The sequence below is a fragment of the Lysinibacillus sp. K60 genome (assembly GCF_019731275.1).
GTDB lineage: Bacteria > Bacillota > Bacilli > Bacillales_A > Planococcaceae > Lysinibacillus > Lysinibacillus capsici.
Map to the genome: position 1 here is coordinate 1 of NZ_JAASJR010000011.1, position 26,525 is coordinate 26,525.

General features: G+C 39.2%; 24 protein-coding genes, 1 rRNA gene and 1 riboswitch. Of the genes, 24 read left to right on the top strand and 1 reads right to left on the bottom strand.

The window, feature by feature from the left end:
- From rrf to purD, 15 genes are all read left to right on the top strand, one after another.
- A 5S ribosomal RNA gene (gene rrf / locus HCH28_RS25555) occupies window positions 1-75 on the top strand; the annotation flags it as partial.
- Window positions 76-224: 149 nt separating this feature from the next.
- On the top strand, window positions 225-491 hold the full coding sequence (locus HCH28_RS19815) for a hypothetical protein (protein ID WP_221682771.1): 267 nt from the start codon (window positions 225-227) through the stop codon (window positions 489-491).
- Between the two features lie 139 nt (window positions 492-630).
- Window positions 631-825 (top strand): NETI motif-containing protein, encoded by a 195-nt coding sequence (locus HCH28_RS19820; RefSeq protein ID WP_036076850.1) that lies wholly within the window; start codon window positions 631-633, stop codon window positions 823-825.
- Window positions 826-918: 93 nt separating this feature from the next.
- Window positions 919-1,017: riboswitch (purine riboswitch) on the top strand.
- Between the two features lie 214 nt (window positions 1,018-1,231).
- The gene (gene purE / locus HCH28_RS19825; protein WP_221682772.1) at window positions 1,232-1,720 is read left to right on the top strand and encodes a 5-(carboxyamino)imidazole ribonucleotide mutase; all 489 of its coding nucleotides are present in this window, start codon (window positions 1,232-1,234) and stop codon (window positions 1,718-1,720) included.
- Window positions 1,717-2,841: a 5-(carboxyamino)imidazole ribonucleotide synthase gene (gene purK, locus HCH28_RS19830; RefSeq protein ID WP_004225748.1), complete on the top strand. Its 1,125-nt coding sequence runs from the start codon at window positions 1,717-1,719 to the stop codon at window positions 2,839-2,841. Before purE ends, purK begins: the two co-directional genes overlap by 4 nt.
- Before the next feature lie 13 nt (window positions 2,842-2,854).
- Window positions 2,855-4,150: an adenylosuccinate lyase gene (gene purB / locus HCH28_RS19835; protein WP_016992384.1), complete on the top strand. Its 1,296-nt coding sequence runs from the start codon at window positions 2,855-2,857 to the stop codon at window positions 4,148-4,150.
- Window positions 4,151-4,279: 129 nt separating this feature from the next.
- Window positions 4,280-4,990, top strand: a complete 711-nt coding sequence (gene purC, locus HCH28_RS19840) for a phosphoribosylaminoimidazolesuccinocarboxamide synthase (RefSeq protein ID WP_221682773.1) — start codon at window positions 4,280-4,282, stop codon at window positions 4,988-4,990.
- A gap of 2 nt (window positions 4,991-4,992) precedes the next feature.
- On the top strand, window positions 4,993-5,241 hold the full coding sequence (gene purS / locus HCH28_RS19845) for a phosphoribosylformylglycinamidine synthase subunit PurS (protein ID WP_016992383.1): 249 nt from the start codon (window positions 4,993-4,995) through the stop codon (window positions 5,239-5,241).
- Window positions 5,242-5,243: 2 nt separating this feature from the next.
- Entirely contained in the window at window positions 5,244-5,927 is a 684-nt protein-coding gene (gene purQ, locus HCH28_RS19850) for a phosphoribosylformylglycinamidine synthase subunit PurQ (protein WP_048394895.1), read from the top strand.
- The gene (purL, locus tag HCH28_RS19855; protein WP_221682774.1) at window positions 5,914-8,148 is read left to right on the top strand and encodes a phosphoribosylformylglycinamidine synthase subunit PurL; all 2,235 of its coding nucleotides are present in this window, start codon (window positions 5,914-5,916) and stop codon (window positions 8,146-8,148) included. The genes purQ and purL overlap by 14 nt, the downstream gene beginning before the upstream one ends.
- Complete coding sequence (purF, locus tag HCH28_RS19860) at window positions 8,124-9,548, top strand: amidophosphoribosyltransferase (protein ID WP_004225733.1); 1,425 nt, start codon at window positions 8,124-8,126, stop codon at window positions 9,546-9,548. The genes purL and purF overlap by 25 nt, the downstream gene beginning before the upstream one ends.
- A gap of 84 nt (window positions 9,549-9,632) precedes the next feature.
- Window positions 9,633-10,688: a phosphoribosylformylglycinamidine cyclo-ligase gene (gene purM, locus HCH28_RS19865; protein WP_221682775.1), complete on the top strand. Its 1,056-nt coding sequence runs from the start codon at window positions 9,633-9,635 to the stop codon at window positions 10,686-10,688.
- Window positions 10,688-11,257: a phosphoribosylglycinamide formyltransferase gene (gene purN, locus HCH28_RS19870; RefSeq protein ID WP_221682776.1), complete on the top strand. Its 570-nt coding sequence runs from the start codon at window positions 10,688-10,690 to the stop codon at window positions 11,255-11,257. Before purM ends, purN begins: the two co-directional genes overlap by 1 nt.
- A 113-nt stretch (window positions 11,258-11,370) precedes the next feature.
- On the top strand, window positions 11,371-12,897 hold the full coding sequence (gene purH / locus HCH28_RS19875) for a bifunctional phosphoribosylaminoimidazolecarboxamide formyltransferase/IMP cyclohydrolase (RefSeq protein ID WP_221682777.1): 1,527 nt from the start codon (window positions 11,371-11,373) through the stop codon (window positions 12,895-12,897).
- An 81-nt stretch (window positions 12,898-12,978) separates the two neighbouring features.
- Complete coding sequence (gene purD, locus HCH28_RS19880) at window positions 12,979-14,235, top strand: phosphoribosylamine--glycine ligase (protein WP_221682778.1); 1,257 nt, start codon at window positions 12,979-12,981, stop codon at window positions 14,233-14,235.
- Between the two features lie 106 nt (window positions 14,236-14,341).
- Here purD and HCH28_RS19885 read toward each other — a convergent pair whose 3' ends face one another.
- Entirely contained in the window at window positions 14,342-14,767 is a 426-nt protein-coding gene (locus tag HCH28_RS19885; protein WP_255601702.1) for a YgaP-like transmembrane domain, read from the bottom strand.
- 199 nt (window positions 14,768-14,966) lie between these two features.
- On the opposite strand from HCH28_RS19885, the gene HCH28_RS19890 reads away from it, so the two are divergent.
- From HCH28_RS19890 to gatA, 9 genes are all read left to right on the top strand, one after another.
- The gene (locus HCH28_RS19890; protein ID WP_221682780.1) at window positions 14,967-16,688 is read left to right on the top strand and encodes an adenine deaminase C-terminal domain-containing protein; all 1,722 of its coding nucleotides are present in this window, start codon (window positions 14,967-14,969) and stop codon (window positions 16,686-16,688) included.
- Between the two features lie 69 nt (window positions 16,689-16,757).
- A complete protein-coding gene (locus HCH28_RS19895; protein WP_221682781.1) occupies window positions 16,758-17,813 on the top strand; it encodes a DUF3048 domain-containing protein in 1,056 nt (351 codons plus the stop codon).
- A gap of 15 nt (window positions 17,814-17,828) precedes the next feature.
- The gene (locus HCH28_RS19900) at window positions 17,829-18,149 is read left to right on the top strand and encodes a YerC/YecD family TrpR-related protein (protein ID WP_004225717.1); all 321 of its coding nucleotides are present in this window, start codon (window positions 17,829-17,831) and stop codon (window positions 18,147-18,149) included.
- Between the two features lie 111 nt (window positions 18,150-18,260).
- Window positions 18,261-18,950, top strand: a complete 690-nt coding sequence (pcrB, locus tag HCH28_RS19905; protein WP_221682782.1) for a heptaprenylglyceryl phosphate synthase — start codon at window positions 18,261-18,263, stop codon at window positions 18,948-18,950.
- 32 nt (window positions 18,951-18,982) lie between these two features.
- Entirely contained in the window at window positions 18,983-21,235 is a 2,253-nt protein-coding gene (pcrA, locus tag HCH28_RS19910) for a DNA helicase PcrA (RefSeq protein ID WP_221682783.1), read from the top strand.
- Window positions 21,236-21,249: 14 nt separating this feature from the next.
- Window positions 21,250-23,253, top strand: a complete 2,004-nt coding sequence (gene ligA, locus HCH28_RS19915) for an NAD-dependent DNA ligase LigA (RefSeq protein ID WP_004225711.1) — start codon at window positions 21,250-21,252, stop codon at window positions 23,251-23,253.
- A gap of 122 nt (window positions 23,254-23,375) precedes the next feature.
- A complete protein-coding gene (locus HCH28_RS19920; RefSeq protein WP_004225709.1) occupies window positions 23,376-24,515 on the top strand; it encodes a CamS family sex pheromone protein in 1,140 nt (379 codons plus the stop codon).
- 233 nt (window positions 24,516-24,748) lie between these two features.
- Window positions 24,749-25,036 (top strand): Asp-tRNA(Asn)/Glu-tRNA(Gln) amidotransferase subunit GatC, encoded by a 288-nt coding sequence (gene gatC / locus HCH28_RS19925; protein WP_004225708.1) that lies wholly within the window; start codon window positions 24,749-24,751, stop codon window positions 25,034-25,036.
- 24 nt (window positions 25,037-25,060) lie between these two features.
- Window positions 25,061-26,524, top strand: a complete 1,464-nt coding sequence (gene gatA / locus HCH28_RS19930) for an Asp-tRNA(Asn)/Glu-tRNA(Gln) amidotransferase subunit GatA (protein WP_221682784.1) — start codon at window positions 25,061-25,063, stop codon at window positions 26,522-26,524.
- Window position 26,525 lies beyond the last annotated feature (1 nt).

Here is a 26,525-nt window from a genome sequence, read left to right on the forward strand (position 1 = left end):
GAACACGGAAGTTAAGCTCTTTAGCGCCGATGGTAGTTGGGGGCTTCCCCCTGTGAGAGTAGGACGTCGCTAGGCAATTATAAAGTCATGGATCTATTCCATGGCTTTTTTTTATTTTGTCAACTATTCATAAAATGCTATAATATATTTAATATTTTCAAGTGGATTTAAAGGGAAATTCTTTCACCTAGATACATTCTGGATTTAATAATGGAGGAATCAAAATGAGGCAGAACATTTTTTCTGCGATTTCGATCTCAAGTCTACTACTTATATTCTTTATGTTTGGCTATGATTCAACCAAATGGTATGGAAACCTTTTTACATTTCTCTATCGTGTAAATATGTTTATGCCGTTTATTTTAGGTGGTTTAGGCATCACCAGTGCCCTATTTGGCATCAAAGGATATCGTATGGTTCTTGTTGTCCTTCATTTGTTCCTACTGCTATTATTTTTTTGTATCTATTTAAAGGCATTTTATGTTCCATGAGCATTCATCAAAACTGCGGAGAGGAATCTGCAGTTTTTTCTAATTATTTAAGTTCTTACATACTTCTATAAGCAACAAAAGGTATAATAAATTACAAATTGATTGTGAATGAATATGTACAATGGAAAGGAAGAACAAGTTGGGAAAAAAGCAAATTTGGTATGAGGTACAGGAAAACGAGTCAATCGAGGATTGTTTGGCAAGAATGCGGAAAGATGGCTTTATGGTCATAGGACGAAAAGAAGAGCCACTTTTTCATATCGTAGATGGTGAGCCAGCTTATCTGCGCCAAAAAATTCAGTTTAAAGGTATACCTGCTCAAGATATCGAATGATTTTGACTAAAAACCGAACAATTTTTTTAACCTAATAAAAAATGTTCGCATTTTTGGATTGACGATAAGACAATCCCTTGTTAAAATGTGAGAAGGAAAAACAAATAGATCCCACATATATGCTAGAGGATTGGCTCTAGTGTCTCTACCCGGCACCGTAAATGCTGGACTATGCGGGAAAGCACTTTTGGCGTATGGTGAGAAGGTCTTTGTACAGCTATGTACTATGTACATGGAGACGACCTTGTCCGAATAATCCTCAAGTAAACTGCTTTCACGTGTACCGGTAGAGAGTAGTTTATTTGGGGATTTTCTTTGTAAATAAGAATTGCAGTAGCTATTCAAATAGAGGCTAGCACAATAAATAATTGATCATTTTTCTATCGTTTAAAAGGAGCGACAATTTATGAATCCGAAAATCGGTGTCATTATGGGTAGTTCAAGTGACTGGGAAACAATGAAACATGCATGTGATATTTTAGATGAATTACAAGTACCGTACGAAAAGAAAGTTGTATCTGCACATCGTACACCTGATTTAATGTTTGAATATGCAGAGGCAGCTCGCGAGCGAGGAATACAAGTAATTATTGCTGGAGCAGGCGGTGCCGCACATTTACCAGGAATGGTAGCAGCTAAAACAACACTACCTGTCATCGGTGTACCTGTTCAATCACGTGCACTTAATGGACTTGATTCACTATTATCCATCGTTCAAATGCCTGGTGGCGTGCCTGTAGCAACTGTAGCGATTGGCAAAGCAGGAGCGACGAATGCAGGTTTACTTGCAGCTCAAATTTTGTCAATAACAGATGCCGAGCTTGCTAATAAATTAGATGCTAGACGTGAAGAAACAAAGCAGCAAGTTTTAGAAAGTACAGGTGACTTAGTGTGACGAAGATTATTTATCCTGGACAAACGATAGGCATTATCGGCGGAGGACAACTTGGTCGAATGATGGCACTTGCTGCAAAGGAGTCTGGTTTTAAAGTGGCTGTTCTTGAACCAGCAATGGACTCACCTTGTGGGCAGGTAGCAGATATTCGCATTGTAGCTCCATATGATGATGAAGCTGCTTTAGAAGAACTTGCAGAAGTAAGTGATATTATCACATATGAATTTGAAAATATTGATTATGAAGGCTTAAAGCGTTTATCACAAATGGCTTATGTTCCTCAAGGAGCAGAGTTGGTACGTATTACACAAAACCGTATAACAGAGAAAGAGGCTATTGTGAAAGCTGGTTGCCCAGTAGCACCATATATTGTTGCAAAAACTTATGAAGAATTAGTAGCCAATATTGATTCGATTGGTTATCCTTGTATAGTCAAAACAGCAAGAGGTGGTTATGATGGCAAGGGACAGCAGCTTTTAAAATCAACTGAAGATTTGCCTTTAGCGAAAGAATTATTCACGCATTCGCAATGTATTGCAGAAGGATTTGTTCCTTTCGTAAAGGAAGTATCGGTCATTGTTCAAAGAAATGGTCATGGTGAATCGTATTGCCAGCCAGTTGGAGAGAACATTCATGTTCATCATATTCTTCACGAGACAATAGTACCTGCTCGCATAACTGAAAGCACAGCTCAAGCTGCAGAACGAGAAGCTTTGAAAATTGCAGACTATTTACATTTAGTAGGAACGCTAGCGGTAGAAATGTTTGTATTAGAAGATGGTAGTATTGTTATCAATGAATTAGCACCAAGACCTCATAATTCTGGTCACTATTCAATTGAAGCATGTAATGTTTCACAATTCCATCAGCATATTCGTGCTGTTTGTGGATGGCCGTTACGGAAGCCACAACTATGGGCACCGTCCATTATGGTCAATGTATTAGGGCAGCATGTCGTGCCACTCAGTAACTCAATTGCTAAATATCCTGAATGGTCCATACATCTTTATGGGAAAGCTGAAGCTAAGGTCAACCGTAAAATGGGCCATGTGACGATTATGACAAAAGACTTAGAAGCTACACTACAACAAATCGAGAGTTCTGGCATTTGGTCAGAATAGAAGGAGATACGCGATGATTGAACGTTACACAAGACCCGAAATGGGCGCAATTTGGACAGAACAAAATAAATACCAAGCTTGGCTAGAGGTTGAAATTTTAGCTTGTGAAGCATGGGCAGAGTTAGGGGATATCCCAAAAGAGGATGTTGCTAAAATTCGCGAAAATGCTTCATTTGATGTGAATCGTATATTGGAAATTGAACAAGAAACTCGTCATGACGTTGTAGCCTTTACTCGTGCTGTTTCTGAAACACTTGGAGAAGAGCGCAAATGGGTACATTATGGTTTAACTTCTACTGACGTAGTAGATACAGCACTTTCTTATTTAATCAAACAAGCAAATGATATTTTACGTAAAGATATCGTAAATTTCATTGATATTATTGCTGCTAAGGCAAAAGAACATAAACATACAGTTATGATGGGACGCACACACGGTGTTCACGCAGAACCAACAACTTTCGGTTTGAAACTTGGTTTATGGTATGAGGAAATGAAGCGTAACCTTGAACGTTTTGAAGCAGCTGCAAAAGTAATTGAAACAGGAAAAATGTCTGGAGCAGTTGGAACATATGCCAATATTGATCCTCGTGTTGAGCAATATGTTTGCGACAAATTAGGCCTTGCAGCTTCACCGATTTCAACACAAACTTTACAGCGTGACCGCCATGCTCAGTATTTAGGTGCATTAGCTTTAATCGCTACTTCAATTGAAAAATTCGCAACAGAAATTCGTGGACTACAGAAATCTGAAACACGTGAAGTGGAGGAAGCTTTTGCAAAAGGTCAAAAAGGATCATCAGCAATGCCACATAAACGTAATCCAATCGGTTCTGAAAACATGGTTGGTATGTCTCGTTTAATGCGAGGTTACATGGTGACTGCTTATGAAAATGTAGCTTTATGGCATGAGCGTGATATTTCACATTCATCTGCAGAGCGTGTTATTTTACCGGATGCAACTATTACTCTTAACTATATGCTAAATCGCTTCGGTAATATTGTGAAAAATTTAACAGTATTCCCTGAGAACATGAAACGTAATATGGATCGTACATTTGGTCTTATTTATTCTCAACGCATCTTACTAGCATTGATTGATAAAGGACTAGTACGCGAAGAAGCTTATGATACAGTACAACCTTTAGCAATGCAGGCTTGGGACGAGCAAGTTCAGTTCCGTACATTAGTCGATGCAAGTGAAAAAATCACATCTTATTTAACAAAAGAAGAGTTGGATGATTGTTTTGATTACAACTACCACTTACAGCATGTTGATATGATTTTTGAACGACTAGGACTTAACTAATATTTATTTAGCCATCTACTAATAAATGTTAGAGCCACCAGTAAAAAGTTTCAGAGTTGAATCGTAGAGATACGGTTCAATTCTGAACATTATTACAAGCGTATCTCATAATATCAGGGGGAAAACGAAATGACTAAAGGTCAACTTTTGTATGAAGGTAAAGCAAAAAAATTGTTCACAACAGAGGAGCCAAATGTGCTACTTGTTGAGTACAAGGATAGTGCAACAGCATTCAATGGTGAAAAGAAAGAGGAAATTGAAGGTAAGGGCATTTTAAATAATCGCATTACTTCATTAATTTTCGAAAAATTACAAGCTAACGGAATTGCGTCACATTTCGTAAAACAATTATCCGATACACAACAACTTGTAAAAAAAGTAGAAATTATTCCGACTGAGGTAGTTGTTCGTAATATTGCTGCTGGAAGTTTAGCAAAGCGTCTGGGTCTTGAAGAGGGGACATCTTTAAAACGGCCAATCGTTGAATTTTATTATAAAGATGATAATTTAGGCGACCCACTTATTACAACAGAACATATTGATGTTCTTGAACTTGCCACACCAACTGAAGTAACAGCTATTTATGATGGTGCATTAGCCGTTAACAAAGTGCTACAGCCGATCTTTGCAGATGTCAATGTGACATTGATTGATTTTAAATTAGAGTTTGGCCGTGATATGGATGGTCATGTATTATTGGCAGATGAAATTTCACCAGATACATGCCGACTTTGGGATGCAACAACGAAGCAAAAGTTAGACAAAGATGTTTTTCGTCGTGACCTTGGTAATTTAACTGAAGTTTATACTATTATACTTTCTAGACTCGGAGGCAAATAACAATGAAAAAAGTAAAAATCTATGTAACATTACGTGAGAGTATTCTTGATCCTCAAGGCTCTGCAGTACAAGGTTCTTTAGCTAAGATGGGCTACGGTGAAGTAGAAGATTTACGTATCGGTAAATATCTTGAACTATCAATTAAAGATACAGAACGTGACATTGATACTCTAGTAAAAGAAATGTGTGAAAAGGTTTTAACGAACGTTGTAATTGAAGACTACCGTTACGAAGTCGAGGAGGCTATTTAATCATGAAATTCGCAGTACTCGTATTCCCTGGGTCAAACTGTGACATCGATATGTATCATGCGATTAAAGACGAGCTAGGTGAAGAAGTAGAATATGTATGGCATACAGCAACAGATCTAAGTGGTTTTGATGGTGTATTAGTACCTGGAGGATTCTCCTATGGGGATTATCTTCGTTGTGGTGCAATGGCTAATCAATCTAACATTATGACAGAAGTTAAGAAGGCAGCAGATGCTGGTAAACCTGTATTAGGTGTATGTAATGGCTTCCAAATCCTAACGGAAGCAGGTTTATTGCCAGGAGCTTTATTGCGCAATAAAAACTTAAAATTTATGTGCCGTACAGTGCAGCTTAAAGTTGAAAACAACAATACATTATTCACAAATCAATATGAGCAAGGTCAAATCATCAATATTCCAATCGCACATGGTGAAGGTAACTACTACTGTGACGAGGAAACTTTACAATCACTAAAAGATAATAATCAAATCGTATTCACATACTCAGGTGACAATCCAAACGGTTCTTTAGAAGATATCGCAGGGATTATAAACGAGCGCGGCAATGTATTAGGGATGATGCCACACCCAGAGCGAGCTGTTGATGCACTGGTGGGCGGCGCAGACGGTCTAGCAGTATTTAAATCAATCGTGAAGCAGTGGAGGGAAAATCATGTCAACAACTAAGTTTGAGCCAACAGCACAGCAGATTAAAGATGAGAAGCTATACGCTGGAATGGGGATGTCAGACGAAGAATTTGCAATGGTAGAAGGTATTTTAGGACGTCTACCTAACTGGACAGAGACAGGTCTTTTCTCAGTAATGTGGTCTGAACACTGCTCGTACAAAAATTCAAAGCCAGTACTACGTAAATTCCCTACTAAAGGGCCACAGGTACTACAAGGACCAGGTGAAGGTGCAGGTATTGTTGATATTGGTGACGAACAAGCAGTAGTGTTTAAAATGGAATCACATAACCATCCATCTGCAATAGAACCTTATCAAGGGGCTGCAACGGGTGTGGGTGGTATTATCCGTGACGTTTTCTCAATGGGTGCACGTCCAATCGCTATGTTAAACTCCTTACGCTTTGGTGAATTAAAGTCAGCACGTGGTAAATATCTATTTGAAGAAGTAGTAGCGGGAATCGCAGGATATGGTAACTGTATCGGAATCCCAACAGTAGGTGGCGAAATTCAATTTGATCCTTGCTATGAAGGTAATCCTCTTGTGAATGCTATGTGTGTCGGTTTAATTGATCATAAGGATATTCAACGAGGCATTGCAGCTGGTGTAGGTAATACAGTGATGTATGTTGGAGCAAAAACAGGCCGTGATGGTATTCATGGTGCAACATTCGCCTCTGAGGAATTAACTGAGGAATCAGAAAACCAACGTCCAGCAGTACAAGTTGGAGATCCATTTATGGAGAAGCTTTTACTTGAAGCTTGTTTAGAGGTTGTAAAATCGGATGCTCTAGTTGGTATTCAAGATATGGGTGCAGCTGGTCTTACTTCTTCTTCAGCAGAAATGGCTTCTAAGGCTGGTTCTGGTGTAGAAATGAACTTAGACTTAGTGCCTCAGCGTGAAACAGGAATGTCAGCGTATGAAATGATGTTGTCTGAGTCTCAAGAACGTATGCTTTTAGTGGTGAAAAAAGGTCGCGAAGATGAAATTAAAGCGATTTTCGATAAATACGATTTAGATGCAGTAGCGATTGGTCGCGTTACAGATGATAAAATGCTTCGTCTGCTACACAAAGGACAAGTAGTGGCAGAGGTACCTGCAGACGCATTAGCAGAAGATGCACCTGTTTATCATAAACCATCTGCAGAACCTGCATACTATGCTCAGTTCCAAGCAATCGAAAATACTGAACCTGCTGTGACAGATTACAAAGAAACACTTAATGCTTTATTAAAAGCACCGACAATTGCTTCTAAAGAATGGGTATACGATCAATATGATTATCAGGTACGTACATCAACAGTTGTTAAACCAGGCTCTGACGCTGCCGTTATTCGAGTACGTGGCACAAATAAAGGGTTGGCAATGACAACAGACTGTAACTCACGTTATATCTATTTAGATCCAGAAGTGGGTGGTGCTATCGCAGTAGCCGAAGCAGCTCGTAATATCGTGGCAACTGGTGGTACGCCACTTGCGATTACAGATTGCTTAAACTTCGGTAATCCAGAGAAACCAGAAATCTTCTGGCAAATTGAAAAATCTGCGGATGGTATTTCGGCAGCTTGTACGGCATTAAATGCTCCAGTAATCGGAGGTAACGTTTCTCTTTATAATGAACGTTCAGGTGAAGCGGTGTATCCAACACCGACAATTGGTATGGTTGGTCTTATTGAAGACTTAGCACATGTAACGACACAGGATGTAAAGGCAGCAGGAGATCTTGTCTTTGTCATTGGTGAGACGAAAACAGAATTTGGCGGTTCAGAGCTTCAAAAACTTTTAAATAATGGTGTTATTTCAGGGAAAGCGCCAGCTATTGATTTAGAGGTTGAAGCGACACGTCAGCAAGCTTTATTAAAGGCGATTAAAGCAGGCCTTGTTCAATCTGCGCATGATGTAGCAGAGGGTGGTCTAGCTGTGGCGATTGCTGAAACAACATTTGGCGCTAACGGTCTTGGTGTGGATGTAACATTAACAGGCTCTGCAACAACTGCGCTATTCAGTGAGAGTCAATCTCGTTTTGTTGTCACAGTTAAAGAAGAAAATGCTGCAGCATTTGTAGAAATCATGAAAGATGCTCAAAGAATTGGTGTCGTAACAAACGATGCACTTGTGAAAATCAACGGGGACAAAGGTGTGCTTGTAGAAGGTACAGTGGAGGAATTCCGTTCTAATTGGAAAGGAGCAATCCCATGCTTGCTGAACTCAGAGGCTTAAACGAAGAATGTGGGGTGTTTGGTATTTGGGGTAACCCAAATCCAGCACACCTTAGCTATTACGGGCTTCATGCTCTTCAACACCGTGGACAAGAAGGCGCTGGAATTGTCGTTTCAGACGGACAGCATCTTCGCGCGGTGAAAGGCGAAGGACTAGTTAATGATGTTTTCAACGAAGATAAATTAAAAGCAGTGAACGGCAAAGCAGCTATTGCGCATGTTCGTTATACGACTGCTGGTGGTGGCGGTATCGAAAATGTACAGCCATTATTATTCCACTCCTCAACTGGTAGCCTTTCTATTGCCCATAACGGTAACTTAGTCAATGCGACACATTTAAAGCAATATTTAGAGCGACAAGGTAGCATTTTCCACTCTAGCTCTGATACAGAAGTGTTGGCGCATCTTATTAAGAAAAGTTCGCATTCACCATTCCGTGCGAAGGTGAAAAATGCCCTATCTCTTTTAAAGGGTGCCTATTCTTTCTTAATTATGACAAAGGATGAAATGCTTGTTGCACGTGATCCACATGGTTTACGTCCACTATCTCTTGGAAAGCTAGGAGATGGCTGGGTGGTTGCTTCTGAAACTTGTGCATTCGATTTAATTGGTGCAGAATTTGTTCGTTCGGTAGAACCAGGTGAATTAATCATTATTAATGATGAGGGCGTAAAATCAGATCGTTTTGCTGATATGGATAAACGTTCGATGTGTGCGATGGAATATGTTTATTTAGCACGTCCTGATTCGGATATTGATGGTATTAACGTTCATATGGCAAGAAAACGTATGGGTAAACAGCTTGCTCGTGAGTGTGCGCATATTGAGGCAGATGTTGTAACAGGTGTTCCTGATTCAAGTATTTCCGCAGCGATTGGTTTTGCAGAAGAAAGTGGAATTCCTTATGAATTAGGTCTTATTAAAAATCGTTATGTTGGTCGTACGTTTATTCAGCCGACACAAGAGTTACGTGAACGTGGTGTGAAAATGAAACTTTCACCTGTAGTTCAAGTCGTAAAAGGAAAAAAAGTAGTAATGGTAGATGATTCTATCGTTCGTGGTACAACATCTCGTCGCATTGTCAAAATGCTTAAAGATGCTGGCGCAGCGGAAGTTCATGTTGTGATTTCATCACCACCGATGACAAACCCTTGTTATTATGGCATTGATACATCAACGCATGAAGAACTGATTGCTTCTAGTCATAATGTAGATGAAATTCGTGAAGCAATTGGAGCAGATTCTCTAACATTCCTTTCTGTTGAGGGGATGGTAGAAACAATTGCACGACCATACGAAGATGAAAACCGAGGACTTTGCCTTGCATGCTTTACAGGCAAATATCCAACAGAGATTTTCCCAGATACGATTTTGCCACATGAAAAAGAATTATTACGTTAAGAACAACATCGCAACAAATTAGTGTCTTACAGTCATTTCTATCTAGGAAACTTAGGCGACTTGGATGATAAGGAGGAACTCTGCGTGTCAAAGGCATATGAACAAGCAGGTGTAAATATTGAAGCGGGCTATGAAGCCGTAAAACGAATGAAGTCTCATGTTGAACGTACGAACCGTCTAGGTGTAATGGGGACATTTGGTGGTTTTGGTGGCATGTTTGACTTGTCAGAACTGAATCTTAAAGAACCTGTTCTTATTTCAGGGACAGATGGTGTTGGAACAAAGCTAAAGCTAGCCTTCATGGTAGACAAACACGATACAATCGGTGTGGACTGTGTAGCAATGTGTGTAAATGATATTGTTGCCCAAGGAGCAGAACCACTGTACTTTTTAGATTACGTAGCTCTTGGAAAAGCAGAGCCAGCAAAAATCGAACAAATTGTCAAAGGTGTTGCAGATGGCTGTGTGCAATCAGGTGCGGCCCTAATAGGTGGCGAAACTGCGGAAATGCCTGGACTTTATGAAGAAGATGAATATGATCTAGCTGGCTTTGCGGTAGGCGCTTGTGAAAAGTCTGCTATCATAACAGGTGAAGAAATTGTAGAAGGCGATGTACTTATTGGGATTGCATCAAGTGGTGTACATTCAAACGGTTATTCTTTAGTGCGTAAAATTGTCTTTGCAGATCATCAATATGCTGTGGATGCTATTGTAGAAGGCTATGAAGATCTAGGCCCAATCGGTGAGGCGCTTCTAGTGCCAACAAAGCTATATGCTAAACCTGTGCTAGCAGCTTTAAAGGCAGCAGATGTACATGGCTGTGCACATGTTACAGGTGGCGGTTTCTATGAAAATCTACCACGCATGATGCCAGAGGGACTAGCAACGGAAATCGACTTAGGTTCTTGGCCTGTATTACGTATTTTTGAATTCCTAAAAGATAAAGGTCAGCTAGAAGATAAAGATTTATATAATGTGTTTAACATGGGTATTGGCTTTGTAATAGCTGTGCCAGAAACTGAAGCTGATAAAGTAATCGCTGCAGTTGAAGCAAATGGTGAAAAGGCTTATACAATCGGACGTGTTATTAAAGGTGACGGAGTAGTATTTAATGGCTCACATGATGGGAGTTTAGTGTAATGACTGCACCAACAAAAATAGCCGTGTTCGCGTCAGGTAGCGGTAGCAATTTTCAAGCCATTCAAGAGGCCATTGAACGTGGTGAACTCCATGCAAAGGTCGCACTTGTGGTCACAGATAAGCCTGGAGCATTTGTAGTAACGCGTGCTGAAAACTTTGGGATTCCAGTGTTAGCATTGAATCCAAAAGAGTTTGTCTCGAAGACAGCTTATGAGACAGCTATTATCGAAGCTTTGCATGAGTGCGATGTGAAATGGATTGTGCTTGCTGGGTATATGCGATTAATCAGTGACGTATTATTAGCAGCCTTTCCACAGCGAATAGTTAATATTCACCCGTCCCTATTGCCTGCCTTTCCTGGAAAGGACGCTATTGGACAAGCCATTAATCATGGTGTGAAAATAACAGGTGTAACTGTGCATTTTGTTGATGAAGGTATGGATACTGGACCAATTATCGCTCAGGCAGCGGTACCTGTCATTGAAGGAAATCGCGAGGCAACAGAAGCTGAAATTCATAAACAAGAGCATTTATTATATACAAAGGCATTAAAGCAATTATTACAGTAACTGAAGAGGGAGTTAGGTCGAGAATCCTACTCAACAAGTAAGACCTAACTCTATTAATCTATTGAAGCAAGTCAGTTCGTGGACAGCACGATAAAAATTAGGAGGATATTGTTGTGACAAAACGTGCATTAATCAGTGTTTCCAATAAAGATGGTATTTTAGAATTTGCAAAGGAATTAGTAGCATTAGGTTATGAAATTTTATCAACTGGCGGTACAAAAAAAATGTTACAGGATAATGCGGTAGCTGTAACAGCAGTAGATGAAGTAACGAAGTTTCCTGAAATTTTAGATGGTCGTGTGAAAACTTTAAATCCAATGATTCACGGTGGTCTATTAGGAAAGTTTGATGATGTCTCTCATCAAGCACAGATGAATGAGCATGGAATTGAACCAATTGAAATTGTTTGTGTTAATCTCTATCCGTTTGTTGAAACAATTTCAAAGCCTAATGTAACTTGGGATGATGCAATTGAAAACATTGATATCGGTGGTCCAACAATGTTACGTTCTGCTGCAAAAAACCATCAATATGTAACAGTAATCGTGGACAGCAATGACTATGCAACAGTATTAGAGGAACTTAAAGCGGACGGTGCTACAACAATTGAAACACGTCGTAAACTAGCTGCGAAAGTTTTCCGTCACACAGCCGCTTATGATTCTTATATTTCAAACTATCTGACTGAAGAAGAGTTCCCAGAGAGCTTAACGATGACATATGAATTAAAGCAAAATTTACGCTATGGCGAAAACCCTCACCAAAAAGCGGCCTTCTACCAAAAGCGTCTTGGCTCTGACTTTTCATTAGCTTATGCTACACAATTACATGGTAAAGAGTTATCTTACAATAATATTCAAGATGGTAATGCAGCATTGCAAATTGTAAAAGAATTTGAAATGCCAGCTGCTGTAGCCGTGAAACATATGAATCCATGTGGTGTTGGCACAGGTGTCACGTTAGAGGCAGCATTCGATAAAGCATATGAGGCAGATCCAACATCTATTTTTGGCGGTATTATCGCATTAAATATGGAAGTGGACGCAGCAACTGCTGAGAAGCTAAGTCATATTTTCCTAGAAATTATTATTGCACCTGCTTTCTCACAAGAAGCATTAGATATTTTAACGAAAAAGAAAAATATTCGCTTACTAACAATTCCTTTCGAGCAAGCGAAACAAGATTCATTCAATGTAGTATCAGTTGAGGGTGGGCTTCTTGTACAGGAGCCAGATCGTTATGGCTTTGGCAATGCGGATATTAAAGTGGTGACAGATCGCGAACCAACAGAGCAAGAATGGGAAGCATTGCAACTTGGTTGGTCTGTTGTCAAACATGTGAAATCCAATGCGATTGTTGTAACAGATTCTCAAATGACTCTTGGGGTTGGCGCAGGGCAAATGAATCGTGTAGGTGCAGCTAAAATTGCCTTTGAACAAGCTGGAGAAAAAGCGACAGGTGCTGCATTAGCATCAGATGCATTTTTCCCAATGAGCGATACTGTGGAGGCGGCAGCAGCTGCAGGAATTACAGCAATTATTCAACCAGGTGGTTCCATTAAAGATCAAGATTCCATTGATAAAGCAAATGAATACGGCATTGCGATGGTATTCACAGGTGTACGTCATTTTAAACATTAATTGTTGAATTATATAGAAATGAAAACAGACCGAGATGTTGGTTCATCTCGGTCTTACTTACAAAGAGGAGGATTCTCTAAAATGAATGTATTAGTAATCGGAAGCGGTGGTCGTGAGCATGCAATCGCTAAACAATTCAGCATTTCTCCATCAGTGAACAACGTGTTCGTAGCGCCAGGAAATGATGGGATGCGGGGCGAAGTAGAAGTTGTTGCTATTGATACAATGGATTTCGCAGGTCTCGCTCAATTTGCCAAGGAAAATGATATTGCATTAACATTTGTTGGCCCAGAACAGCCGCTTGCTGAAGGCATTGTCGATTTCTTTACAGCTAGAGGTTTACGTATATTCGGTCCTACAAAAGTTGCTGCTCAAATAGAAAGCAGTAAATCCTATGCTAAGGAAATTATGAATAAATATAATATTCCTACAGCAGCACATGAAACATTTACTGAAGCAGAAAAAGCAATAGCCTATATTAAAGAACAAGGGGCGCCTATTGTCATTAAGGCTGATGGTTTAGCGGCTGGTAAGGGCGTTGTCGTGGCAATGACAGAGGAAGAAGCAATTGAAGCTGTACAGGATATGATTGGAAACCAACGTTTTGGTGAATCCTCTTCACGTGTTGTCGTTGAGGAATTTTTAGACGGTGAAGAATTCTCCTTTATGTCTTTTGTACACAAAGGACAAATTTATCCGATGGTTATTGCACAAGATCATAAACGAGCTTATGACGGTGATAAAGGACCAAATACAGGAGGTATGGGTGCTTATTCACCAGTACCACAAATTCCACAAGAGGTAGTAGATAGTGCTTTTCAAACTATTGTAGAACCAACTGTTAAAGGGATGGAGGCAGATGGTGCTTCCTTTACAGGTATTTTATACGCAGGGTTAATTTTAACGAAGAAAGGCCCTCAGGTCATAGAGTTTAATGCTCGTTTTGGTGATCCAGAAACGCAAGTTGTATTGCCACGTATGGTTTCAGATTTTGGTGCATTTATGATGGCGTTAATGGATGAACAGCCTTTTGATTTACAATGGTCAGAAGAAGCAATGCTTGGTGTAGTCATTGCAGCAGAGGGTTACCCAGGAGACGTTGAAAAAGGTAAGGTATTACCAAATTTAGAGACACTTTCGACATCACATGCAGTTTTCCATGCAGGTACAAAATTAGTAGACGGTCAATTCGTTGGTAATGGTGGACGTGTACTGTTAGTTGGTGCAAAAGCAGCTACTTTACAAGAAGCACAGGAAAAGGTTTATGAAGGTATTGCAACGGAAACATGGGATCACTTTTTCTTCCGTAAAGATATTGGCTGGCGTACATTTAAGTAATTATTATTTTCACTAAATATTTTTTATCGTCTTTTGAAACCTCTTGTTGTTTCAAAACGTAAGAGGTAAGAGCCGTCTCAATAATAGATTGGGACGGCTCCTTTGACTAAGAAGGATTCTGAGCTTTATTCGTTGAAGAATCACTACTCTTTGAGGAATTTTGAGTTGAAGTGCTGGTGTCAGATTGTTTTGAAGCAGTAGCTTGTGAACCTGAAGAATTACCAGCTATAGCAGAGGAAAAATCCTTCATGAGCTTATCGATTTGTTCAGTAGACATAGAATTTTGCCCGCTGAACATACTTTGCATAGAGGTGTTCATGGCATTCTGCATATTGGAGCTTAAAACTGCTTTCGTTGGACAATATTTAAAAAGTCCTTCGGCCATTTTCATGGCACCTAATGCAATCATTAATCGACCTTTTGTACAATTAGGATTTCTAGAAACTTTAGCGATACCAAATGCGGTCAAACTCGTCCCCATGGCAAAACGACAAAATGCATTCTTTTCGCTTAAATTTGCTTGCTGCATCATCATACTTCCTCCTTTAGTCATTGTGGAAAAAATAAGCGAGGTGCACTTTGCTTTATGAAAGTGCTGTGTTACGATTGAAACAAGATGATTGCATAAAGCATAATTTTTTTGAAAATATGCGATTATGCAGTAGTAGTATGTGATTTCAAGTTGGATTTACACAATGAAAAATTACGTAATTTAGGAAGGAGCGAATAGCATGGATCCAGTATGGAAAATAACAAAAATACGTCAACAATTAGCAGTAATCGATGGGAAAAAGGCACCAGATATCGTGCTGAAGAATGCACGTTATTTGCATAGTATGTTAAAGCAATTCATAGTAGGAAACATTTGGATTTTGGGAGATCGCATTGTCTATGCTGGTGACAGAATGCCTCCTTTATTAGAAGGAACAGAAGTGGTGGATTGTACAGGAAAAACAATCGTACCTGGCTATATTGAGCCACATGTACACCCATTCCAGCTTTATCATCCACAGTCATTTGCAGATTTTTGTGGTCAGCTTGGGACAACAACTTTTATTTCGGATAATTTAAGCTTTGTTTTAAATTTAGAAAATAAGAAAGCGTTTTCAATTTTAGAGAGTTTGAAAAAGCTACCGTTTTCTTTTTATTGGTGGACTCGCTTTGACTCACAAACTGAATTGGAGCAAGAGGAAGAGGTTTTCTCTAATACTTCTATATTAGAGTGGTTAGAGCGAAGTGATGTCTTACTTGGTGGAGAGTTGACAGGCTGGCCTAAGCTGTTGCATGGTGACGATCAAATGCTTTATCGTATGCAAATGGCTAAGGGACTGGGAAAAAAAATTGAAGGACATTTCCCTGGAGCTTCAGAAAGAACATTGGCACGCATGAAACTGCTTGGTGCTGATGGTGATCATGAGGCAATGACAGTAGAAGAGGTAGAGCGTCGTATTATGCAGGGCTATGCTGTAACTTTACGTCATTCTTCCATTCGACCAGATTTACCACATCTACTAAAAGGAATAGTAGAAAAAGAACTTCCAATCTTTGATCATTTAATGATGACAACAGACGGTTCAACACCTTCATTCCATGAGGATGGTGTGATGGATAAATGCATTCAAGTAGCTTTAGATGCAGGGGTATCTCCTATTGATGCTTACCAAATGGCTTCCTATAATGTAGCACGTTATTACAACATGTCTAATTTACATGGTTTTATCGCAACAGGGCGTTTTGCTTCACTCAATATTTTACAAGATGAATATCATCCTGTTCCAGAAAGTGTCTTATCAAAGGGTGTCTGGTTGAAGCGTGATGGGGATCGGGTGCATAGAATGGCGACAATTGATTATTCAGCCATCCCAACGTTAGATTTAGATTTCTCATTAGATTCACAGGATTTCCAGTTTTCTATGCCGTTTGGGATTCAATTAGTTAATGATGTGATTACAAAGCCTTATAATTCTTTAATTGCTAAAGAAGGGCAATTGGGAAATCATGATGAGTGCTATTTAATGCTCATTAATCGAAAAGGCAACTGGCATGTAAATACAATGATTAAAGGATTTGCAACAGATGTCCAAGGCTTTGCATCCTCTTATTCCAACACGGGTGACATATTGTTAATTGGAAAAAATAAAGACGATATGATGAAAGCATTCGAAGAAATGAAAGCAATGAATGGGGGTATTGTTCTCGTTGAAAAAGGAGAAGTTATAGCAGATATTCCATTAACAATTGGTGGACTTTTGTATGATGGAGATTTATTCACTTTAACAGACAAAGAAAAGGCATTAAAACAAGCTTTAGCAGATAGAGGCTATCAATTAGGAGATGCCATTTATACATTATTATTTTTACAATCTACTCATTTACCATATATTCGTATAACACCACAAGGAATTTTCGATGTGATGAAGAATAAGTTATTATTACCTGCTGTTATGCGCTAATTCATAAAAGTGTTTCAGTTGTTTAAACAATTACAAATATGTGTAATTGTTCAAAGGAGAGATATGCTTGTGTTCAAATCGAAAAAATTATGGATTGCTTTTGCATTTAGTGCTTTGGTAATCGGGGGATGTTCAAAGGATACACCAAAAGTCAAAGAGGATGAAGAACCAATTGTAGAGGAAGAAGCAGTAGTGGAGGAGCCTGTGCAACAATCAGCTTTTGTTGCACCACTTACTGGGGAGGCTGTACAAGAAGAAATTACACAGCGACCAATTATCGTAACCATTAATAATCATCCAGCGGCACGTCCACAATCAGGCTTAGCTGCGGCGGATATCATTTATGAAATGCTTGCAGAAGGTAATGTGACACGCTTTTTAGCAGTATACCAAAGTGAACTGCCAGAAAATATTGGGCCGGTTCGTAGTGCACGCTCTTATTTTATCGATATGGCCAAGGGATTTGATGCCTTTTATGTAGCACATGGCTATAGTCCAGAGGCGAAAACAATGCTTGATCATCGTATCGTCGACAATATCAACGGTATGGCTTATGATGGTATTCTGTTTAAACGTTCTAACGACCGCGTTGCGCCACACAATTCCTATATTACATCAGACAACATTCTAAAAGGTGCTGAAATGGTAGGCGCTTCAATGAATTACAGTGAAAAAGTACTTCAGGCTTTTTATGAACCTGATGAACGTGGTAAAATAGGTATTGAAACAAGTCAAGTTGACATTTATTACGGAAATAATGAAGATTTCCATAACGCGTATGTGTATGATCATCAAACTAATCACTATGAACGACAATCGGCTAGCGTGGACACAAAAGATATGTTAACAGGCGAAACAGTGTCATTGGCAAATGTTCTATTTTTCGAAATGGATCACCAAACAATCGATGATATTGGTCGCCAAGCAATTGATTTAACGTCTGGTGGAAATGCGTATGTATTTCAAAATGGCTATTTGAGGGAAGTCAAATGGGCTAATGTTAATGGAATACCAATGGCTGTAGAGCAAACAGGGGATCCTGTAAAGCTTGTACCAGGAAAGTCGTGGGTTCATTTCGTACCAGCTTCGCCAGGGTTACAAGCAATGGTGAAAACGCAGCCTTAAAGGGAGGAAAATTGCATGCAAATCGAAAAAATTCGGGGGCATCAAACAGATCAATTATTTAAAGCAGTGTTAGAGTTGAAGGACATCGAGGAATGCTATAAGTTTTTTGATGATTTATGTACGATTAGTGAAATACAATCGTTGGCACAACGCTTTGAGGTTGCACATTTATTACGATTAAAGAAAACCTACGAATCCATTAAAAAGGAAACAGGGGCAAGTACTGCAACTATTTCGCGCGTGCGTCGCTGCTTCGATTATGGGAATGATACATATGATGAAATGTTAGGTCGTTTGTATCCTGATGAAAAACCATTCCAAGCACCAAAAGAATAGTCAGAAAAAAGGCTGAGTAGAAGTTCTACTCGGTCTTTTTCATTTTTTTGTCGTGAATCATAAGCTATACTTGTAAACGAATAGATAGAAAATGATAGGTGGTAAACATAGATGGATTATTTGGAATGGAGACATGTGTTCAAGCTAGATCCAGCGAAGGACATTTCCGATGAAGCATTAGAAAAAATTTGCGAGTCTGGGACAGATGTTATTTTAGTTGGGGGAACTGATAATGTAACGTTGGATGGGGTATTAGATTTACTTGTTCGAGTGCGTCGTTTTGAGGTGCCGATAGCGCTTGAAATTTCTACGATCGATGCGGTAACACCAGGTTACGACTATTATTTCATCCCAACGGTATTAAATAGTGATGATCCAAAATGGATTAAAAATTTACATCATGAGGCTATTAAAGAATACGGCGATATTATGGTATGGGATGAATTAGTAGCGGAAGGATATTGTATTTTAAATCCTGATTGTAAAGTAGCCCATGTAACGGGTGCGAAAACAGATTTAACGATTGATGATGTGGTAGCTTATGCACGCATGGCAGAGAATTTCTTTAAACTACCTGTTTTTTATTTAGAGTACAGTGGAATGTATGGCAATCTAGAGGTAGTCAGTGCTGTGAAAAACGAACTGAAGCATACCAAACTCTTTTACGGTGGTGGCATAAAATCTGCAAAGCAAGCAGAGGAAATGGCACGCGTTGCTGATACGGTAGTAGTTGGAAATATTATCTACGAAGATTTAAAAGCTGCACTTGCGACTGTTAAGGCTGTTAAAAATACGTTATAATTTTAGAACAAATGTTTGTAAGGCGGTGCGAAATGGAACAGTTAACAAAAAATTTACTAGCAGGCATGAATCCTGAACAAGAAAGAGCAGTTAAAACAACTGAAGGACCATTACTCATTATGGCAGGTGCTGGGTCAGGAAAAACGCGAGTTTTAACACATCGAATTGCTTACCTAGTTATCGAAAAGGAAGTATATCCTTCTAAAATTTTAGCGATTACATTTACAAATAAAGCAGCACGAGAAATGCGTGATCGTATTGATGGCATTCTTGGCAATGGTACTGGCGATAGTATGTGGGTATCGACTTTCCACTCCATGTGTGTAAGGATTTTACGTCGTAATATCGATCAACTAGGCATTTCTCGTAATTTCTCTATTTTAGATTCTACGGATCAGCTTTCAGTCATCAAAAATGTGATGAAGGAAGAAAATATTGACCCAAAACGTTTTGAGCCACGAGCAATTTTAAATGCTATTAGTGCGGCAAAAAACGAGTGTATAGCAGCGGATGATTACGCTGGACAAATGAATGATAAAAACCCTTATGAACAAACAGTTGCACGTGTCTATAAAGGCTATGAGAAAAGATTACGCCGCAACCAATCCCTTGATTTTGATGATTTAATAATGACGACGATTACGTTGTTTAAACGTGTACCTGAAGTGCTTGAATATTATCAAAATAAATTTCAATATATTCATGTCGATGAATATCAAGATACCAATAAATCTCAGTATTTACTTGTACAGTTACTAGCAAAGAAATTTAAAAATATCTGTGTTGTAGGTGATTCCGATCAGTCTATTTATCGTTGGCGTGGTGCAGATATTGGGAATATCCTATCCTTCGAAAAGGATTATCCTACTGCAAAGGTGATTATGCTAGAGCAAAATTATCGTTCAACTAAACGCATCCTACAAGCAGCCAATGACGTCATTCAAAATAATACAACACGTTACCCAAAAGAATTACGCACAGAAAATTCAGAAGGTGAAAAGATTGCACTATATAAAGCTTATAACGAGCAGGAGGAAGCGCAATTTGTTGTACAAACGATTCAACAGTTAATTGAAAAAGAAAATCGTTCCTTTGATGACTTTGCTATTTTATATCGTACAAACGCTCAATCTCGTGTAATGGAGGAAGTACTTGTTAAGTCCAATATGGCCTATCAAATAGTAGGCGGAACAAAGTTCTATGATCGAAAAGAGATAAAGGACTTACTAGCATATCTACGACTTATTGCTAATAATGATGATGATTTATCACTAGCACGTATTATTAATGAGCCAAAGCGCAGTATTGGTGCAACTTCCTTTGAAAAAATGGCACGTTATGCAATAGATCAGGATCGTTCGATTTTTGACGCGATGAATGATCTTGTTTTCATGGGACTATCAGGGAAAGCAGCAAATTCGGCTGAGCAATTTTATGCCATGATTAAAGGCTTTACACAAATGCAGGAATATCTGTCTGTCACTGAAATTGTGGAGCAAGTTATTGATAAATCGGGTTATCGAGCAATGTTACAAAACGAAAAAACAATTGAAGCAGAAAGCCGTTTAGAAAATATTGAAGAGTTTTTATCTGTCACAAAGGCTTTTGAAGAGCGCAGTGATGATAAAAGCTTAATTGCCTTTTTAACAGATTTAGCCCTTATAGCTGATATTGATGCACTCGACAAAGAGGATGCATCCAAAGGCAATATTATTTTAATGACGATGCATGCAGCTAAAGGCTTAGAGTTCCCAGTTGTCTTTATAATCGGTATGGAGGAAAACATTTTCCCACATTCCCGCTCACTAGACGATCAAGATGAAATGGAAGAGGAACGCCGCCTTATGTACGTAGGTGTGACCCGTGCTGAGGAACGTCTATATTTAACCTGTGCCCAAAGCCGTACGATTTTTGGTCGTTCAAGCTTTAATAATGCCTCCCGATTTTTAGGTGAAATTTCTCAAGATATTACAGAGTCAATTTCTAAGGCAGGGACAACATCAACAGTACCATTTGCTACTAACAATCGTTCAACCGGTGGCCATCAAAAGCGTACACTTGGTGCTATTCAGCAAACACAACCTGCCACAGCACGTTTACAAGCAACGGGCGGAGATCAATTTGGATGGAAGGCTGGAGATAAGGCGATTCATAAAAAATGGGGAACAGGTATGGTTGTTAGTGTAAAAGGTGAAGGTGATAGTACAGAGCTCGATATCGCATTCCCACAACCAATTGGTATAAAGCGATTACTTGCTCAATTTGCACCTATTGAAAAAGCGTAAGCGGAGGAACGTAAATGAACGAAATAGAACAGCGTATAGCGGAGTTAAATAAATTATTGCATGAATATGGTTATGCGTATTATGTGTTAGATAAACCTGTCGTAGCAGATAGTGTCTATGACCAGCTATTACAGGAACTGATTGCATTAGAAGAAGCAAACCCATCCCTTATTTACCCCGATTCTCCTACGCAGCGTGTTGGTGGAGCAGTGGTAGAGGGCTTTAAAAAAGTGACGCATGATTACCCGATGCTTAGTCTTTCAAATGCTTTTAATGAAGCGGATTTACGAGAATTCGATCGTAAAGTACGTCAGGCTATCGGAGATCAATTTTCTTATGTATGTGAGCTGAAAATAGATGGTTTGGCTATTTCATTAAAATATGAAAATGGCATGTTTGTACAAGGGGCTACAAGAGGAGATGGTGTGGTAGGAGAAGATATTACCGCCAATTTAAAGACAATCCGTGCGATTCCCCTTCGTTTAAAGGAACCCATTACGATTGAAGTACGTGGTGAGGCATATATGCCGAAAAAATCTTTTGAAAACTTAAATGCCCAACGTGCTGACAATGGTGAGGAGTTGTTTGCTAATCCTCGTAATGCTGCTGCTGGCTCATTACGTCAATTAGACCCTAAAATTGCGGCCAGTCGCCAATTATCAACGTTTATCTATGCCATTGGTGGAGACGGTGAAGTATATGGTATCGACGGTCATGCAGAAATGCTTGATTATTTAGAAGGCCTAGGCTTCCCTTCAAATAAAGAACGCCAACGATGCTCTACGATTGAAGAGGTAATGGCCTTTATAGAACATTGGACAGAAAACCGTCCAAAATTAGCTTACGAGATTGACGGAATTGTTATTAAAGTTGACCGTTATGCTCAGCAAGATGAACTAGGTTATACAGCAAAGAGTCCACGCTGGGCAATTGCCTACAAATTTCCAGCAGAGGAAGTTGTTACAACGTTACTTGATATTGATTTAACAGTAGGTCGTACAGGTGTTGTTACGCCTACAGCGATTTTAACCCCCGTACAAGTAGCTGGAACGACGGTTCAACGTGCTTCTTTACACAATGAAGATTTAATTCGAGATAAGGATATTCGTCTTGGAGATACAGTTATTATTCGAAAAGCTGGTGACATTATTCCCCAAGTTGTAGGTGTGCTTATAGAACAACGTCCTGAGGATTCAGTCCCTTTTGTCATGCCAAAAAATTGCCCTGTTTGTGATAGTGAATTGATTCGTATTGAAGGCGAAGTTGCCTTGCGCTGTGTAAATCCTGCCTGCTTTGCGCAAATCGCAGAAAGCATAAAATATTTTGTTTCTCGAAACGCGATGAATATTGACGGTCTTGGGGATAAAGTAGTGGAGCAATTATTGCGTGCAGATTTAATACATGATGTTTCTGACCTGTATCATTTAACGGTGGAGCAACTTGTGGAATTGGAACGTATGGGCGAAAAATCAGCAACTAATTTAGTAAATGCTATTCAAGCATCGAAGGAAAATTCGATGGAGCGTTTGTTAATTGGACTAGGAATTCGTCATGTTGGTGAAAAAGCAGCCAAAATCGTATCAGAGGAATTTGGTTCAATGGAAGCCGTGATGGCTGCAACAGAGGAGCAGCTTGTGGCAATTTATGAAATTGGAGATAAAATGGCTTCATCGTTAGTGGAGTATTTCTCAAATGAAGATGCACGAGCAGTCATTGAGCGTCTTGCTGATGCAGGCGTGAATATGACATACAAAGGTAAAAAAGTAGAAGTGGCGATAGGTGATAGTCCTTTTGCAGGTAAAACAATTGTCTTAACTGGTAAACTTGAGCAATTGACACGCAACGAAGCAAAAGCGAAAATAGAAGAGTTAGGTGGTACAGTCACGGGTAGTGTCAGCAAAAAAACAGATCTAGTGATCGCAGGTGCGGATGCAGGCTCTAAACTAACAAAGGCTGAGCAATTGGGTATCGAAGTTTGGACTGAAGATAACTTAATTGAACAACTTAACCTCATCTAATAAGTGCATGATATCCTCCCTTTTTATGAATAGGAAGCGATATCTGGTGCACAATCGTTACATCAAGGCGTCGAGTAGTTTCGTCGACCTAAAATTGACTATTAGTAAAGGAGCACTAAATAATGAAGTCTTTTCGACTCATTCCAGCAATCGTAGCTGCTGCAATGCTAGTCGGCTGTGTGCCTTCTGACAAGAAGGAGACAGAGCTTACACAGGAAACGCAACAGAAAGAAAAAGCTGAAACAACAATTATTCCAAGCATACAAATTGATGAATCTTATTATAAGACGCTTATCCCTTATAAAGAGAGTGCAAGTAGAGGTCTAGTGGTTTCTAACATTTATACGAAATATGATATGAAGGAAGTTGAATCAGGTTTAATGCGTTTATCTCAAAATGAGTTCGACACAGAAAACTACTACTTCCAAGAAGGTCAATATTTAGCTGAAAGTACAGTAAGCTCTTGGCTTGCTCGTAGTTCACAAACAGAGGATGGATTAAATCCACCGACAACAGACACAATGACACCTGAGGAGCGAGCAACAAAGGCTCCAGTTTATTTATCCCATATTGTAGAGCAAAACTACTTAACAAAAACGAAGGATAATAAAGTGAAACTAGGTGGGATTTCAATCGGTCTTGCCTTAAATTCTATCTATTATTATCAAAAAGAACAGTATGGGGAATATTACGAGGAACCAATTTCAGAGTCTACTCTTATTGAGCAAGGCAAAAAAATGGCTGCTGAAATCGTTTCTCGTTTACGTTCACGTGAAGAGTTAAAGGATGTACCGATTGTGGTCGGTTTGTTTAAGCAGCAAGCCCGTAATCAAATTATTCCAGGGACATACTTTAGCTATGGTGTAGCAAAAGCTGGGCAGAACAGCATCGCTGATTGGGAAGGTATAGATGAAAATTACGTCTTGTTCCCAACAGATGATTCACAAGATGTATACCGAGATGTCAATAATAACTTCAAGAACTTCAAACAAGATGTTGATAAATATTTTTCTAACTATACAAGTGTGATCGGTACTGGTTTCTATCGTAATAAACAAATACAAAATCTTTCGATTGAAATCCCAATCCAATTTTTCGGCAAAGCAGAGATAATAGGATTTACACAATATTTAACAGGGATTTTAATCAATCAATTTGATAATATTCATGTGGAAGTGAGTGTTACTTCAGTGAATGGTCCTGAGGCATTAATCATCAAAAAGGCCAATGACAAGGACCCTTACGTGCATATCTATGATTAATATAGTCAGCCTTTGAGCTGACTATATTTTTTATGGTAATGGATTGAAATAGAGGAACACAACAGTATGATAGAGACAACACTTTGTTATAGTAGTGAAAGTTTCTATATTTTTAGTGAAAGTTGTGATTTTTAAAATGAAAAATGTTATGATTATTGGCATGGTTAACTTTATTCAACCCTATTGTTATCAATAAAAACAATGAATTGAACAAGTATTCGGAGGTGTGAAAAATGGCTAAATTAACAAAAGAAGAAGTAAAGCACGTGGCAAATTTAGCACGTCTTGCAATTACAGAAGAAGAAGCAGAGAAATTTGCTGAACAGCTTGGCAAAATTACAGACTTTGCGGAGCAGTTAAATGAACTGGATACAACAAATGTTGAACCAACAACGCACGTTTTACCATTAGTGAACGTAATGCGTGAAGATGTAGCAGTAAAAGGTTTAGACCGAGAAGTAATGATGTTAAACGTAAAAGAACAAGAAGATGGTCAAGTAAAAGTACCAGCTATCATGTAATACTAAAACATAGGAGGATTCCTCATGACGCTATTTGAACGTTCAGCTAAGGAGTTACAAGCAGAAATTAAAGCGGGTAACCTATCAATCGCTGACTTAACGAAAGAAGCATACGAGCGTATTGCAAAGCTTGATGGCGATGTACAAGCATTCCTTGCTTCAAACGAAGAAAAAGCAACTGCTCAAGCTGCTGAAATGGATAAAGTACCATTTGAAAAGCGTGGACCATTATTCGGTCTACCGATCGGTGTGAAAGACAACATCGTAACAGAAGGCTTAGAAACAACATGTGCCTCTAAAATTCTAGAAGGCTTTATGCCAATCTATGATGCAACTGTTGTCAACAAGCTACGTGAAGCTGGCATGATTACAGTTGGTAAATTAAACATGGATGAATTTGCAATGGGTTCTTCAAACGAAAACTCATACTATAAAACAACAAAAAATCCATGGAACTTAAACCACGTACCAGGAGGTTCTTCAGGTGCATCTGCAGCAGCTGTAGCAGCTGGTGAAGTACCATTCTCTCTTGGATCAGATACAGGTGGTTCAATCCGTCAACCTGCAGCTTACTGTGGTGTTGTAGGGATGAAACCTACATATGGTCGTGTATCTCGTTTTGGTCTCGTTGCATTCGCATCTTCTCTAGATCAAATTGGACCAATTACACGCAATGTTGAAGATAATGCGCTATTACTAGAAGCTATCGCTGGATTAGATCCAAATGATTCGACTTCTGCGAATGTTGAGGTGCCAAATTACGCTTCAGCTCTTACTGGTGATGTTAAGGGCTTACGTATTGCTGTGCCAAAAGAATTCCTTGGTGAAGGCGTTGGTGAAGCAGCTCGTCAATCAGTGCTTGCAGCATTAGAGGTATTAAAAGGCTTAGGCGCTACTGTAGAAGAGGTATCACTTCCTCACTCAAAATATGCACTAGCTGCGTACTATATCCTTTCTTCTTCTGAAGCGTCTTCTAACCTATCTCGTTTCGATGGTATCCGCTATGGTTTCCGTGCAGAAAACGTGACAAATTTAATGGACCTTTATAAAGAAACACGTGCTCAAGGCTTTGGTGATGAAGTAAAACGACGTATCATGTTAGGTACTTACTCACTAAGTGCAGGTACGTATGATGCGTACTACAAAAAAGCACAACAAGCACGTACACTGATCAAAGCAGACTACGATAAAGTATTTGAAGACTTTGATGTTATCATTGGACCAACAGCTCCAACACCAGCATTCAAGATTGGTGAAAATGTTGATGATCCAATGACAATGTATGCAAACGATATTTTAACAATCCCGATGAACTTAGCAGGTGTACCAGCAATTTCAATTCCTTGTGGCTTTGAAAACGGTCTACCACTAGGTTTACAAATAATTGGTAAATATTTCGATGAAGCAACTATTTACCGTGTGGCTCATGCTTTTGAACAAGCTACTGAGTTCCATAAAGAAGTTCCTCAAATGTGGGAGGGAAAATAAC